The following is a 13,037-nucleotide window of genomic DNA, read 5'->3' as shown; positions in this document are numbered from 1 at the left end:
TTAGCGGAGGACTTCAGATGTCTATCATTAATACCAAAATCAAACCGTTCAAAAACGCTGCGTTTAAAAACGGCGAATTCATCGACGTAACTGAGAAAGACGTTGAAGGTAAATGGAGTGTGTTCTTCTTTTATCCGGCTGACTTCACCTTCGTTTGCCCGACCGAACTGGGCGACGTGGCTGATCACTACGAAGAATTCCAGAAACTGGGCGTAGATATCTACTCTGTTTCTACCGACACCCACTTTACCCACAAAGCCTGGCACGGTTCTTCTGAAACCATCGCGAAAATCCAGTACGCCATGATCGGCGACCCGACTGGCGCGCTGACCCGCAACTTCGAAATCATGCGCGAAGCTGAAGGTCTGGCTGACCGCGGTACTTTCATCGTTGACCCGGAAGGCATCATCCAGGCGATCGAAATCACTGCTGAAGGTATCGGCCGCGACGCGTCTGACCTGCTGCGTAAAGTGAAAGCCGCTCAGTATGTCGCTTCTCACCCAGGCGAAGTTTGCCCGGCTAAATGGAAAGAAGGCGACGCAACCCTGGCTCCGTCTCTGGACCTGGTCGGCAAAATCTAATTTCCACACCGGCTTTTCGATCTTCTCTATCGGGTGCTGCGGCACCCGATTTCTTCTGACAGGAACTCACTATGCTCGACACAAATTTAAAAACCCAGCTCAAGGCCTACCTTGAGAAATTAACCAAGCCTGTTGAGTTGATCGCCACCCTGGACGATGGCGCCAAATCAGCGGAAATTCGCGATTTGCTGGCGGATATCGCAAGCCTGTCTGAAAAAGTCAGCTTCCGCGAAGAGAACGATCGTCCGGTGCGTAAACCCTCTTTTCTGATCACCAACCCTGGCTCGCACAGCGGCCCGCGCTTTGCCGGTTCGCCGATGGGTCACGAATTTACCTCTCTGGTGCTGGCGCTGCTGCAGACCGGCGGCCATCCGTCGAAAGAGACGCAGAGCCTGCTTGACCAGGTGGCGTCGCTGGATAGCGACCTGCATTTCGAAACGTACTATTCGCTGTCATGCCACAACTGCCCTGACGTCGTGCAGGCGCTGAACCTGATGGCGATTATCAACCCGCGCGTCTCGCACACGGCGATTGACGGCGGCATGTTCCAGAATGAAATTACCGAGCGCAACGTGATGGGCGTGCCGGCGGTCTACCTGAACGGCAAAGAGTTCGGTCAGGGCCGCATGAGCCTCGCTGAGATCGTCGGCAAGGTCGACACCAACGCCGAGAAGCGCGCGGCGGAAGAGCTGAACAAGCGCGACGCCTATGAAGTGCTGATCGTCGGCAGCGGCCCGGCGGGCGCGGCGGCGGCGATCTACTCGGCGCGTAAAGGCATCCGCACCGGCCTGATGGGCGAGCGTTTCGGCGGCCAGGTGCTCGACACCGTAGACATTGAAAACTACATCTCCGTGCAGAAAACCGAAGGCGCTAAGCTGGCTGGCTCGCTGCGCGCCCACGTTGACGACTATGACGTTGACGTGATCGATACCCAGAGCGCTATTAAGCTGATCCCGGCGGCGAAAGAGGGCGGTCTGCACGCGATTGAAACCGCCTCTGGCGCCGTGCTGAAATCACGCAGCATCATCATCGCCACCGGCGCGCGCTGGCGCAACATGGGCGTGCCAGGCGAAGATCAATATCGCACCAAAGGCGTCACCTACTGCCCGCACTGCGACGGCCCGCTGTTTAAAGGCAAGCGCGTCGCGGTTATCGGCGGCGGCAACTCCGGGGTTGAAGCGGCTATCGACCTGGCGGGCATCGTCGAACACGTGACCCTGCTGGAGTTCGCCGGCGAAATGCGCGCCGATCAGGTGCTGCAGAACAAGCTGCGCAGCCTGAAAAACGTTGACGTGATCCTGAACGCGCAGACCACGGAAGTGAAAGGCGACGGCAGCAAAGTTACCGGCCTGGCCTATATCGATCGCAACAACCAGACGGCGCACGACATCGCGCTGAGCGGTATCTTCGTGCAGATCGGTCTGCTGCCGAACACCACCTGGCTGGAAGGCGCGGTAGAGCGCAATAAAATGGGCGAGATCCTGATCGACGCGAAATGCGAAACCAGCCTGAAAGGCGTATTCGCGGCGGGCGACTGCACCACGGTGCCGTACAAGCAGATCATCATCGCCAGCGGCGAGGGCGCGAAAGCCTCCCTGAGCGCTTTCGACTACCTGATCCGCACCAAACCGGCTGAATAACGTTTTGCGATAGCCACGCAACGGCCCTGGGACCTCTGTCTCGGGGCTTTTTTTTAATAGCCCGCCCACGACATCAGCATCATCCACACCGGTGTCGTCACCGCCGCGAATAGCGTAGAAAACAGCATGCTTGCCGCCGCCGGGCCGGTCAGCACGTTGAACTTCTGCGACATCAGATAGACGTTGACGCCAACCGCCATCGAGCCGAGCAGCACCACAACCCGACTCTCCAGCGGCGGCAGATGCACCAGCCAGGCGATCGCCCAGATGGTCATCGGCTGTAAAATCAGCTTAAGCAAACAGATGGTATAGCTTTCGCGTAGCCCGTCGCGCACGCGATAGTGCGCCAGGCTCATACCGAGCGTTACCAGCGAAAGCGGCGCGGCGATAGAGCCGAGCATGCGCAGCGGTTCGGCGGCGATGGTCGGCAGCGGCTGTTTTAAAAAGCTCCAGGCGGTGCCGCTGAGGATGCCGATAATCAGCGGATTCTTCGCCACGCTGAGCAGGGTATGGCCGATGCCTTTCAGCGAGAAGCTGCCCTGTTTCGCCCACTCCACCGAGAGCGTCAGCAGCGTCCAGAGGATCAAACTGTTGAACACCAGCACCAGCGCCACCGACGGCAGCGCCTGCGGGCCGAGCAGCACCGTCGCCACCGGAATGCCGAGCATCACGTTGTTGGAGAAGATGCCGCCGAGCGCGAAAACCGTGCCCGCGACGCCGTCGAGCTTAAACAGCCGCGCGCCCAGGACGCGGCCGAGGATAAATATCAGTAAGCAGCTGCCGAAAAAGGCCAGCAGCAGCCGCACATCCACCGGCGGGCTTTTGTAGAAGTCGCTCATTACGCGGAACAGCATGCAGGGCAGGGCGACGTTGAAGACAAAGCGGTTCATGCCTTCGCTGATGGTTAGCGGCCATTTGCCAACGCGCGTCAGGGCGTAGCCAAGAAAAATCAAAATAAACAGCGGAGCGGAAAGGTAAATCTGATGGGTAAGGGTATCAAGCAAGCCAGGCATAGCGCGTCTGTTATCGGCATCAGGTAACATCAGCCTAACATGATGTTGCGAAAAGCGTCACCTGGCAGCGCATACTCTAGCCCAGCCAGCGTCGCGCCTGCGCGTCGCTGATATCGCGATAATAGACGCGATGTAGCGTCTGGTCGCAGCTTCTGCAGCGGGCAGTAATATGAGTAGAAAAATAGCTTCTGCCATTCGGGGCAATGGCATTGGCACGAGTAATTACAACATCCTGCCAGTGGTGCCAGTGCGGGATAAGCGAGAGCAGTTTCATCAGGTTCCTCTGAAACGGATAGCCAGGATTAAACAGCATGGTTTGCGGGCCCGGAGCATTAGGCTTGTTTTTCGGCCGCCACTGGTTGATCGAGATCATGCTGAACCGTGCTAACTGGTAATACCTCTTAAGAGGTAGGCATATTGCTTTCGTTTGCCGCCTCTCCTATGCTGCTGGCGTAACATTCGACTCGGGGTGCCCTTCTGCGTGAAGGCTGAGAAAAACCCGTATTACCTGATCTGGATAATGCCAGCGTAGGGAAGTCAGATGCCTGACCGCATTCGCCTTCTTGCTCGCCGGTTGGGAGTTATGATGATCCGCCAACCTCAACGTTTTTCCGATGCGCACTTCGCGCCCGTTCTCGCCCGCTTCGTTCAGCGCCAGCCGCTGGTGCACTGCATGACCAACGACGTGGTGCAGAACATCACCGCTAACGTCCTGCTGGCGCTCAACGCCTCGCCCGCCATGGTGATCGATCCTGATGAGGCCGCGCAGTTCGCCGCCGTGGCCGACGCCTTGCTGATCAACGTCGGCACGCTGACCCGCGATCGCCGTGACGCCATGCTGGCAGCGGTGCAGGCCGCCGACGCGGCGCAAAAGCCCTGGGTGCTCGACCCGGTCGCGGTCGGCGCGCTGCGCCTGCGCACTGAGTTCTGCCAGCAGCTTCTTGCCCTGCGGCCTGCCGCCGTGCGCGGCAACGCCTCTGAAATTCTCGCGCTGGCGCAGCAGGGCGCAGGTGGACGCGGCGTGGATACGCAGCACCAGTCGGAAGCGGCGCTGGAGGCGGCGCGCGAGCTGGCGCGGCAACATCAGACGCTGGTGGCGATCAGCGGCGAGGTTGACTACGTCACCGACGGCACGGAGACGCTGAGCGTACCCGGCGGCAGCGCGCTGATGACGCGCGTGGTCGGCACCGGCTGCGCGCTCTCCGCCGTGGTGGCCGCCTTTTGCAGCCTGCCTGGCGACCGGCTGAGCAACGTCGCCAGCGCCTGCCGCGTCATGGCGCTGGCGGGCGAACGCGCCGCCGCGCAGATTGCCGCACCCGGCAGCTTCGCCGCGCTGTTTATCGATGCCTTGTGGCAGCTGGCACAGGAGGCGCGCGCATGAAGCGTATCAACGCGCTGACCATTGCTGGCACCGATCCCAGCGGCGGCGCCGGCATCCAGGCGGATCTCAAGGCCTTTTCGGCGCTCGGCGCCTATGGCACCAGCGTCATTACCGCGCTGGTGGCGCAAAACACCTGCGGCGTGCAGTCGGTTTATCGTATTGAGCCAGACTTTGTGGGCGCGCAGCTTGATTCGGTACTCAGCGACGTGCGCATCGACACGGCGAAAATCGGCATGCTGTCGGAAACCGCCATCGTGCAGATCGTGGCGGAAAAGCTGAAACGAGCCGACATCCCTTTCGTGGTGCTGGATACGGTGATGGTGGCGAAAAGCGGCGATCCCTTGCTCTCGCCTGACGCTATCGCCAGCGTGCGCGAGCTGCTGCTGCCGCAGGTCTCGTTAATTACGCCCAATCTGCCGGAGGCGGCGGCGCTGCTGGAGTGCGCGCCGGCGCACAGCGAAGAGGCGATGCTGGAGCAGGGCGAAGCGCTGCTGGCGCTCGGCTGCCAGGCGGTGCTGATGAAGGGCGGCCATCTCAGCGACAGCGAAAGCCCGGACTGGCTTATCACCCGTGACGGCGCGGAGCGCTTTACCGCGCCGCGCGTCAATACGCGCCATACCCACGGCACCGGCTGTTCGCTCTCCGCCGCGCTGGCGGCGCTGCGTCCGCGCCATAGCAGCTGGGCAAACACGCTGCGCGAGGCGAAAGCCTGGCTGCAGCAGGCGCTGATGCAGGCCGATACGCTGGAAGTGGGCAAGGGAATTGGGCCGGTGCACCATTTTCATCGCTGGTGGTAGGGTAAAACGCCTTTAACGGGTCAATTTTGCTACGGATCCGTCTGAAAAATGGAGTCAGCAATTTGCGTCGCGATTCGGCGACGTTCAGGCTGTGGTGGCTCGCGCCGGTCTGCGCCGGCGCATCACCTTTTTCTGACAGGAGTTAACATGACGGACATCGTACAGTTACTGGGCCAGGACGCGGATTCTCTTCTTCAGCATCGCTGTCTGGCGCTTCCCGCAGAAAACCTCTATTTGCCCGGTCCGGATTATGTTGATCGCGTGATGATCGACAATAACCGTTCGCCTGCTGTGCTGCGCAATATGCAGACGCTGTATAACACCGGCCGCCTGGCGGGAACCGGCTATCTCTCTATTCTGCCGGTGGATCAGGGCGTCGAACATTCTGCGGGCGCCTCTTTTGCCGCCAATCCGCACTATTTCGATCCCAAACATATCGTCGAGCTGGCGATTGAGGCGGGCTGCAACTGCGTGGCGTCGACCTATGGCGTGCTGGCGTCAGTGGCGCGTCGTTATGCGCATCGCATTCCCTTTATGGTGAAGCTGAATCATAACGAAACTCTGAGTTACCCGACGCAGTACGATCAAACGCTCTATGCCAGCGTCGAGCAGGCGTTCAATATGGGGGCGGTGGCGGTCGGCGCCACGATCTATTTCGGTTCCGAACAGTCGCGCCGCCAGATAGAGGAGATCGCCGCCGCCTTCGAACGCGCGCACGAGCTGGGCATGGTTACCGTGCTCTGGGCCTATCTGCGCAATAACGATTTCAAGAAAGATGGCGTCGACTATCATGCCAGCGCCGATCTGACCGGCCAGGCTAACCATCTGGCGGCGACCATCGGGGCGGATATCGTTAAGCAGAAGCTGGCGGAGAACAATGGCGGCTATAAGGCGGTGAAGTTCGGTCATACCGACGAGCGCGTCTATAGCACCCTGACCACGGATAACCCAATCGATCTGGTGCGTTACCAGCTCGCGAACTGCTATATGGGCCGCGCCGGGCTGATTAACTCCGGCGGTGCGTCGGCGGGCGAAACCGATATCGCGGAGTCGGTGCGCACGGCGGTGATCAATAAGCGCGCGGGCGGCATGGGGCTGATCCTGGGGCGTAAGGCGTTTAAGAAGTCGCTGAAGGATGGCGTGGCGTTGATTAATGCGGTGCAGGATGTTTATTTGTCGAAAGAGGTCACCATCGCCTGATTAAGCCTGGCTTGCTCGCCATTTCCCGCCCGGGCAGTGCTCGGTCCTGGTCACATACCTGAGTATGCTCCCAGGCCCTGCGCGCTGGCCGGGCGTGAACTGGCTTCGCCACCAACGGCTTAATCGCGTGTGTTCGTCGCTAAGTTTACCGGACATACGGAGGTTAACAGACTGTACCTGTCGGCAGGTTAATGTTGTGGCGCGTGGGCAGGCTGGCTAATTTAGCAGGGTTCCTCGCCGAAGGCGTTATACAGCGCTGGACGCCAAGGGCGTGCCATCTGGCGCAGAGACAAAAAAGGCCAGCTGAGCGCTGGCCTTTTTGATGGTTGCGTGCAGTTTACAGCGACTCAAACCACTCGCTGTTGCGCTCGGCAATCGGCGTAATCGAGAAAATCATCTCCTGCAGATGGCGGCGCATCGCTGCTTCGGCCGCGTCGGCATCGTGGTTTTTCAGCGCTGACAGGATCTCTTCATGCTGCTCAATCAGGCTGTCCGGCGGCGAGACCTCGCTCAGCGTCAGAAAGCGCACGCGGTCCATCGCCGCTTTAATATTTTCTACCGTCTCCCACGCCAGCAGGCAGTTGATACTCTCGGCAATCAGGCGGTGAAACTCATCGTCGAGGCTGAGAAACGCCTGGCTGTCATGGCGATCGGCGGCCATTTTCTGCAGCTGAAGGTTGTGCTCCAGCGCCATTAGCGCTACCGGCTCTATCTCCAGCGCCGCGCGGCGCACTACCGACACCTCAACCGCTTCGCGAATAAAGCGGCCGTCCGCGACGCGACGCGCGGAGATTTTACGCACGAAGGTGCCGCGCTGCGGCAACACCTGCACCAGACCCGCTTCCGCCAGCTTGATAAAAGCTTCGCGCACCGGCTGACGCGACACGTTGAACCGGGCCGACACTTCTTTTTCTGACAGCAGCGAACCCGGCTGAATGACGCAGGTCACGATATCCTTACGCAGATAACGATAAATCTGCTGGTTAACCGGTTCGCTGGTGGTGATGGTATAGGCGATTGACATGCGGCATATCCGTATTACGGCTGGCCGCAGCCAGCCCGTTGGGAAAGTGTCAGTCTAATCAGCGCGCTGCAACTGCGCCAGCGCTTTTGATACTGAACAATTACGGCGAACCCACCGCCTGCGCCACCGTGGCGCGCGCGCCGTGCTCGCGTAGCTGCAGCCAAAAGCGCGTCAGCGTCGCGACCACCTCGGCATTCTGCGCCAGATCCTCGCCAAATACCGCTTTCATGCCCAGCAGCGCCTTCACGCGCGCTTCGCCTTCGCCGCTGCCGGCTACGCGCTCCGCCAGTTCCGCCTTCAGCGGATCGCGGATCTCGATCGGCGCGCCTTGCTCGTCCACGCCGCCGACATAGCGCATCCAGCCGGCGACGCCCAGCAACAGCAGGTCGCAGTTGCTGCCGTTGCGCAGATGCCAGCGCACGCTGTCGAGCAGGCGCTGCGGTAGCTTCTGCGTGCCGTCGGTCGCTATCTGGTAAGTGCGATGCTTGATGGCGCGGTTTTCATAGCGCGCGATCAGCGAGTCGGCGTAGGCGGTGAGATCCACGCCCTGGGTGCGCAGCGTCGGCGCCTGCTGCTCCAGCATCAGCCTGCGCGCGGCGGTGCGCAGGTTCGCGTCCGCCATACAGTCGCTGATGTGCTCATAGCCGGAGAGGAAGCCGAGATAGGCCAGAAACGAGTGGCTGCCGTTAAGCATACGCAGCTTCATTTCCTCAAACGGCAGCACGTCCTTAACCAGCTCGGCGCCTGCCTGCTCCCAGGCGGGCCGGCCGCTGACGAAATTATCCTCGATGACCCACTGAAAAAACGGTTCCGCTTCCACCGCGACCGGATCGCGACTGCCGAGGCGCTCGGCAAGCTGGGCAAACGCGCTGTCGGTCATCGCCGGAACGATGCGATCGACCATGGTAGAGGGGAAGGTAACATGCTGCTGGATATAGTCCGCCAGCGCGCTATCCTGCCGCTGCGCCAGCTGCACGATCACATTGCGCGTGACGTGGCCGTTTTCCGGCATATTGTCGCAGGACATCACGCTGAAGGGCGGCAGGCCTGCGTCGCGACGGCGGCGGATGGCCGCCAGAATCAGGCCCGGCAGCGAGCGAGGCGCATCGGGATGGGCCAGGTCATGCACAATATCGGGATGGTCCGGGTTGAGATCGCCGCTGGCGGGATGATGGCAGTAGCCTTTCTCGGTGACCGTCATCGAGACAATTGCCACGTCCGGCTGGCTCATGGCGGCGATCACCGCCTCGATGCCGTCGCTTTTGCCGTGCAGCGCCGAGGTAATCACGCCAATAATCTGCGTGTTGAGCGAATCGTCGGCCATTTCCGTCAGGCTATAGAGGTGATCCTGCTGGCGCAGCGCCTGGATCAGCTCGCCGCTATTGAGGTTAACTTCGCAATAGCCCCAGTCGCTGCCCTGTTCAGCCAGCTTGTCGCTGCATAACGCCTGATGCGCGCGATGAAAAGCGCCGAAGCCGATATGCACCATGCGGGTTTTCAGTTTGCTGCGATCGTAGCGCGGGCGCTGCACGTCGGCGGGAAGGCGATCAATCTCTAACATAGTTCGTCCTTATGGCAAACGGGGCGTCCAGCGCCCCGTGATTCAGTCATGTAAAACCTGCTGCTTATGCCGAAATCGGCTTCTTGCTCGCTTTCGGGCTGCGGATAACGAACAGCACCAGGAAGGCGCCGACGGCAGCGACGCCGCCTGCCAGCACGAAGGCGCTGTCGAATTTGCCGGTATGCTGCACGATAAAGCCGGTAACGATCGGACCGATAATGCCCGACAGGCTGCCCACCAGATGGATAAAGCCGCTGATGCTGCCGACGCGGCTCTTGTGCACCACGTCCTGAATAATCGCCCAGTAGATGGCGCCGGTGATGTAGAGGAAGAAGATAGAGATCGACATCATCATGACCGCAGAGTTGACCTCTTTTACCGTACCCGCCAGCGCCACACAAACGGCGGCGGCGAACAGTGAGACCACCAGCACAATTTTACGGGAGAGCAGTAACCTGCCGGTAATATTGAAGATCTTGTCTGAGATCCAGCCGCCGAGCGCAAGGCCGACGAAGCCGACAATCCACGGGATCATGGTGGTGATCGACATCGATTTAATATCCAGGCCGTGCGCCTGCACCAGATAGGCAGGGAACCAGCTCAGGAAGAAGAACAGAATATAGTTGTAGCAGAAGAAGGCGAAAGCGGTGACCAGGATAATCGGCTGACGCAGATAGTAGCCGAATCCGTGCGACGCCTGCGCCAGATCCGCCTCTTCGCCCGGCTGCTCGGCTTTCAGTTTGTCGACCAGCGCGCGCTCCTCGGCGGAAACGTGACGGCTCTTCGCCGGGTTATCCGCTGAAACGAACAGCCAGATCGCCATCCACACCAGACCGATCAGGCAGATGATCACGAAGGCCGGACGCCAGCCGAACGCGAGCGCGAGATAGCCGATAATCGGCCCGGCGATCGCGCCGCCCAGCGGCGAGCCGGCGCTCAGCAGGCCCATTGCGGTGGCCGCCTGTTTTTTCGGAAACCAGCCGTTAATCGCTTTGTTGGCCGAGGCGCAAATCGGGCCTTCCGCCATGCCGAACAGCACGCGCAGGATCAGCATCGACCAGAAGCCGGTCGCCAGCGCGGTCATGCCGCAGAACAGCGACCACATGCCAACCGCGATGCCGAGCACGATTTTGGGGCCAAAGCGGTCAGTGGCGACGCCGCCGACGAAGTTGAACAGGGCATAGCCGAAGAAGAAGCTGCCGAAGATCATGCCGAACTGTTCGGCGTTGATCGCCAGATCTTTTTCTACCAGCGGTAGGGTCAGAGAGAGGGCGACACGATCGAGGTAATTGATCATGTAAACAAGAAACAACAGCAGTACGATTGTCCAGCGCAGATTTTTAAACATAGTGGCTCCAACGCTTTTTTTATAGTGATATAACGCCGGCAGCGCGCCGCCGGCTGAATCCCCGGTGAGGGTAGTGCAACAGCTACATGGCCAGCACGACCTTGCAGCAGGTACGGGGGTCTTTTTCGAACAGCGTCATCGCGCGTTCGATTTCATCGAGCGAAAAGTAGTGCGTAACCAGTTTTTCCGGCTGGATCAGGCCCTGCTCCATCCATTCAATTACCTGCGGAAAGCGGTGGCTGTTAAGACGCGAGGTAAACAGCGACAGCTCTTTGCTGGTCAGGCTTTGTTGGGTAATGCTGCAGGGCTCGCCGGAGAAGCCGAGCAGACCGATACGGGCGGCGGGCGAGGCGAGCGCCGCCGCTTCCGCCAGAATAGAGGGGTGACAGGCGGCGTCGATAATCAGCGTGGGCTGCACGCCTTCGAGCTGGGCCGCCAGCGGCACCTCGGCATTGTTGAACACCCGATCCGCGCCGTTGGCTTTCGCCAGCTCAAGACGTTCCGGCAGACGATCCACCACCAGCACCTGCGCCACCTTATAGACGCCCTTCAGCACCTGAATCGCCGTCAGGCCCATGGGACCGGCGCCGTAGATCAGCGCCACATCCTGCGGCTGCGGTTTGAGGAACGCGGTGATATTGGCTGCGATGGTGAACGGCTCTACCATGCTGGCGAGCTTGTCCGGGATCGCCGCTGGCAGCCGGTACGCATTACCGGCCGGCGCAACCGCATATTCGCTAAAGCCGCCGTCGCGATGCACGCCGATGACGCTCAGCGTGGTGCAGACGTTAGGACGGCCCACCGAGCAGGGATAGCAGCTACCGCAGCTCACGACGGGATCGACCGCTACCCGCTCGCCGATGCGGCTGGCGTCGACGCCGTCGCCGACCGCGTCAATCACGCCGAAAAACTCGTGGCCGATGACGCGCGGATATTTCGCGAAAGGATTGTGGCCGTGCCAGATATGCACGTCAGAGCCGCAGATGCTGGCGTATTTCACCTTGACGCGGACTTCACCCGCTGCGGGCGTCGGCAGCGGACGCTCTGCCAGTACCAGCTCGCCGGGTTGTTCAATCACGACACTTTTCATGATGCGCTCCTTACCAGTTCCACAGCGTGCCGTCTTCCAGACGGGCCACCGGAAGATAGGCGGGTTCATAGGGATATTTCGCCGCCAGCTTCTCGTTGAACTCGATACCCAGGCCTGGCTTGTCGCCCGGATGCATAAGGCCGTCTTCGAACGTCCAGCTGGCGTCGAACAGCTCCATCATCTGCTCAGAGAAGCCCATGTACTCCTGTACGCCGAAGTTCGGCACCCACAGGTCAAAGTGCAGCGCCGCCGCCATGCAGACCGGCGAGAGATCTGACGGGCCGTGCGAGCCGGTGCGCACCTGATAGAGCGAAGCGAAATCAGCGATGCGGCGCATGCCGGTGATGCCGCCCGCATGGGTAATGGTGGTGCGGATATAGTCGATCAGCTGCTCTTCAATCAGCTGTTTGCAGTCCCAGATGCTGTTGAAGACTTCGCCCACCGCAATCGGCGTCACGGTATGCTGGCGGATCAGGCGGAAACACGCCTGGTTTTCCGCCGGCGTCGGATCTTCCATCCAGAACAGACGGTAATCTTCGACGCTTTTGCCGAAGCGCGCCGCTTCAATCGGCGTCAGGCGGTGGTGCATATCGTGCAGCAGGTGCTCGTTGAAGCCGAACTTATCGCGAATCGCTTCAAACAGCTTCGGGGTAAAGTCGAGGTATTTCTCGGTCGACCACAGCTGCTCTTCCGGCCAGTTACCTTTGGTCGCCGGCTCATAGGCGAGGCCTTTGCCTTTCGCCATGCCGTAGGTGGTCTTCATGCCCGGCACGCCGCACTGGGCGCGGATCGCCTTGAAACCCATCTCTTTGTGCTTCGCGTAGTCGTCCATCACTTCGTCGATGGTATGGCCGGTGGTATGGCAATAAACCATGACGCCGGTGCGCGACGCGCCGCCCAGCAGCTGGTAGAGCGGCATATTGGCGGCTTTGCCTTTGATATCCCACAGCGCCATATCGACCGCGGAGATCGCCGACATAGTGACCGGCCCGCGGCGCCAGTAGGCGCCTTTATAAAAGTACTGCCAGATATCTTCGATCTGATGCGCGTCACGGCCGATCAGTTGCGGGCAGATATGATCTTTCAGGTAAGAGGCGACCGGCAGTTCGCGGCCGTTGAGCGTGGCGTCGCCGATGCCGGTGATGCCGTCGTCGGTGGTGATTTTCAGCGTAACGAAGTTTCTGCCTGCGCAGGTGACAAAGACTTCAGCGTTAACAATTTTCATCTCTCGGAGCCTTCTTTCAGCAATCAATGCTGAAAAAGTACGCGCATTTATACTACCATACAAGTTGATGTAACAGAGTTGTGAAGGCAATCACAGAGAGAAATTTACGCGCTGCCTGGGGTAAGGAATCGAGCTTTATTTGCATTTACAGGCTGCATAAAAGTTAAAACGCGGGCC

The 13,037-nt window shown here is 60.1% G+C and carries 12 protein-coding genes and 1 riboswitch; of the genes, 5 read left to right on the top strand and 7 right to left on the bottom strand.

Annotated elements, in window-relative coordinates; all coding sequences use genetic code 11:
- The first annotated feature begins 17 nt into the window (after nt 1-17).
- Both ahpC and ahpF read left to right on the top strand, forming a co-directional pair.
- Nucleotides 18-581 (top strand): alkyl hydroperoxide reductase subunit C, encoded by a 564-nt coding sequence (ahpC, locus tag JS46_RS10055; protein ID WP_033750273.1) that lies wholly within the window; start codon nt 18-20, stop codon nt 579-581.
- Between the two features lie 71 nt (nt 582-652).
- Entirely contained in the window at nt 653-2,221 is a 1,569-nt protein-coding gene (gene ahpF / locus JS46_RS10050; protein ID WP_033750272.1) for an alkyl hydroperoxide reductase subunit F, read from the top strand.
- 53 nt (nt 2,222-2,274) lie between these two features.
- Here the strand turns inward: ahpF and JS46_RS10045 are convergent, their stop codons facing one another.
- Nucleotides 2,275-3,234: an AEC family transporter gene (locus JS46_RS10045; RefSeq protein WP_033750753.1), complete on the bottom strand. Its 960-nt coding sequence runs from the start codon at nt 3,232-3,234 to the stop codon at nt 2,275-2,277.
- 76 nt (nt 3,235-3,310) lie between these two features.
- Nucleotides 3,311-3,607, bottom strand: a complete 297-nt coding sequence (locus JS46_RS10040; protein ID WP_227741490.1) for a yippee family protein — start codon at nt 3,605-3,607, stop codon at nt 3,311-3,313.
- A gap of 82 nt (nt 3,608-3,689) precedes the next feature.
- Nucleotides 3,690-3,786: riboswitch (TPP riboswitch) on the top strand.
- A gap of 34 nt (nt 3,787-3,820) precedes the next feature.
- Here JS46_RS10040 and thiM point away from each other — a divergent pair.
- From thiM to fbaB, 3 genes are all read left to right on the top strand, one after another.
- Nucleotides 3,821-4,615: a hydroxyethylthiazole kinase gene (gene thiM, locus JS46_RS10035; RefSeq protein WP_033750748.1), complete on the top strand. Its 795-nt coding sequence runs from the start codon at nt 3,821-3,823 to the stop codon at nt 4,613-4,615.
- The gene (thiD, locus tag JS46_RS10030) at nt 4,612-5,412 is read left to right on the top strand and encodes a bifunctional hydroxymethylpyrimidine kinase/phosphomethylpyrimidine kinase (protein WP_033750269.1); all 801 of its coding nucleotides are present in this window, start codon (nt 4,612-4,614) and stop codon (nt 5,410-5,412) included. Before thiM ends, thiD begins: the two co-directional genes overlap by 4 nt.
- 147 nt (nt 5,413-5,559) lie before the next feature.
- Nucleotides 5,560-6,612 carry a class I fructose-bisphosphate aldolase gene (gene fbaB / locus JS46_RS10025; protein WP_033750266.1) on the top strand — a complete coding sequence of 351 codons (1,053 nt, stop codon included), beginning with the start codon at nt 5,560-5,562 and terminating at the stop codon, nt 6,610-6,612.
- Nucleotides 6,613-6,949: 337 nt separating this feature from the next.
- Here fbaB and JS46_RS10020 read toward each other — a convergent pair whose 3' ends face one another.
- The 5 genes from JS46_RS10020 to manD all read right to left on the bottom strand — a co-directional run bounded on the left by JS46_RS10020 (nt 6,950) and on the right by manD (nt 12,860).
- Nucleotides 6,950-7,636: a GntR family transcriptional regulator gene (locus JS46_RS10020; protein ID WP_033750263.1), complete on the bottom strand. Its 687-nt coding sequence runs from the start codon at nt 7,634-7,636 to the stop codon at nt 6,950-6,952.
- A gap of 100 nt (nt 7,637-7,736) precedes the next feature.
- Nucleotides 7,737-9,197 (bottom strand): mannitol dehydrogenase family protein, encoded by a 1,461-nt coding sequence (locus JS46_RS10015; protein WP_033750260.1) that lies wholly within the window; start codon nt 9,195-9,197, stop codon nt 7,737-7,739.
- Nucleotides 9,198-9,261: 64 nt separating this feature from the next.
- Nucleotides 9,262-10,545: an MFS transporter gene (locus JS46_RS10010; protein ID WP_033750256.1), complete on the bottom strand. Its 1,284-nt coding sequence runs from the start codon at nt 10,543-10,545 to the stop codon at nt 9,262-9,264.
- 82 nt (nt 10,546-10,627) lie between these two features.
- Nucleotides 10,628-11,635 carry a Zn-dependent oxidoreductase gene (locus JS46_RS10005; RefSeq protein ID WP_033750254.1) on the bottom strand — a complete coding sequence of 336 codons (1,008 nt, stop codon included), beginning with the start codon at nt 11,633-11,635 and terminating at the stop codon, nt 10,628-10,630.
- 10 nt (nt 11,636-11,645) lie between these two features.
- A complete protein-coding gene (manD, locus tag JS46_RS10000; RefSeq protein WP_033750251.1) occupies nt 11,646-12,860 on the bottom strand; it encodes a D-mannonate dehydratase ManD in 1,215 nt (404 codons plus the stop codon).
- Between the last annotated feature and the right edge of the window lie 177 nt (nt 12,861-13,037).

Source organism: Pantoea sp. NGS-ED-1003 (assembly GCF_000738765.1).
Lineage (GTDB): Bacteria > Pseudomonadota > Gammaproteobacteria > Enterobacterales > Enterobacteriaceae > Pantoea > Pantoea septica.
This window is presented reverse-complemented; position numbering and strand designations above follow the sequence as displayed.

Excerpts from the sequence above, each read along its gene's own strand:
- ahpC (WP_033750273.1), top strand. The coding sequence starts at position 18 with ATGTCTATCATTAATACCAAAATCAAACCGTTCAAAAACGCTGCGTTT.
- ahpF (WP_033750272.1), top strand. The coding sequence starts at position 653 with ATGCTCGACACAAATTTAAAAACCCAGCTCAAGGCCTACCTTGAGAAA.
- JS46_RS10045 (WP_033750753.1), bottom strand. The coding sequence starts at position 3,234 with ATGCCTGGCTTGCTTGATACCCTTACCCATCAGATTTACCTTTCCGCT.
- JS46_RS10040 (WP_227741490.1), bottom strand. The coding sequence starts at position 3,607 with ATGATCTCGATCAACCAGTGGCGGCCGAAAAACAAGCCTAATGCTCCG.
- thiM (WP_033750748.1), top strand. The coding sequence starts at position 3,821 with ATGATCCGCCAACCTCAACGTTTTTCCGATGCGCACTTCGCGCCCGTT.
- thiD (WP_033750269.1), top strand. The coding sequence starts at position 4,612 with ATGAAGCGTATCAACGCGCTGACCATTGCTGGCACCGATCCCAGCGGC.
- fbaB (WP_033750266.1), top strand. The coding sequence starts at position 5,560 with ATGACGGACATCGTACAGTTACTGGGCCAGGACGCGGATTCTCTTCTT.
- JS46_RS10020 (WP_033750263.1), bottom strand. The coding sequence starts at position 7,636 with ATGTCAATCGCCTATACCATCACCACCAGCGAACCGGTTAACCAGCAG.
- JS46_RS10015 (WP_033750260.1), bottom strand. The coding sequence starts at position 9,197 with ATGTTAGAGATTGATCGCCTTCCCGCCGACGTGCAGCGCCCGCGCTAC.
- JS46_RS10010 (WP_033750256.1), bottom strand. The coding sequence starts at position 10,545 with ATGTTTAAAAATCTGCGCTGGACAATCGTACTGCTGTTGTTTCTTGTT.
- JS46_RS10005 (WP_033750254.1), bottom strand. The coding sequence starts at position 11,635 with ATGAAAAGTGTCGTGATTGAACAACCCGGCGAGCTGGTACTGGCAGAG.
- manD (WP_033750251.1), bottom strand. The coding sequence starts at position 12,860 with ATGAAAATTGTTAACGCTGAAGTCTTTGTCACCTGCGCAGGCAGAAAC.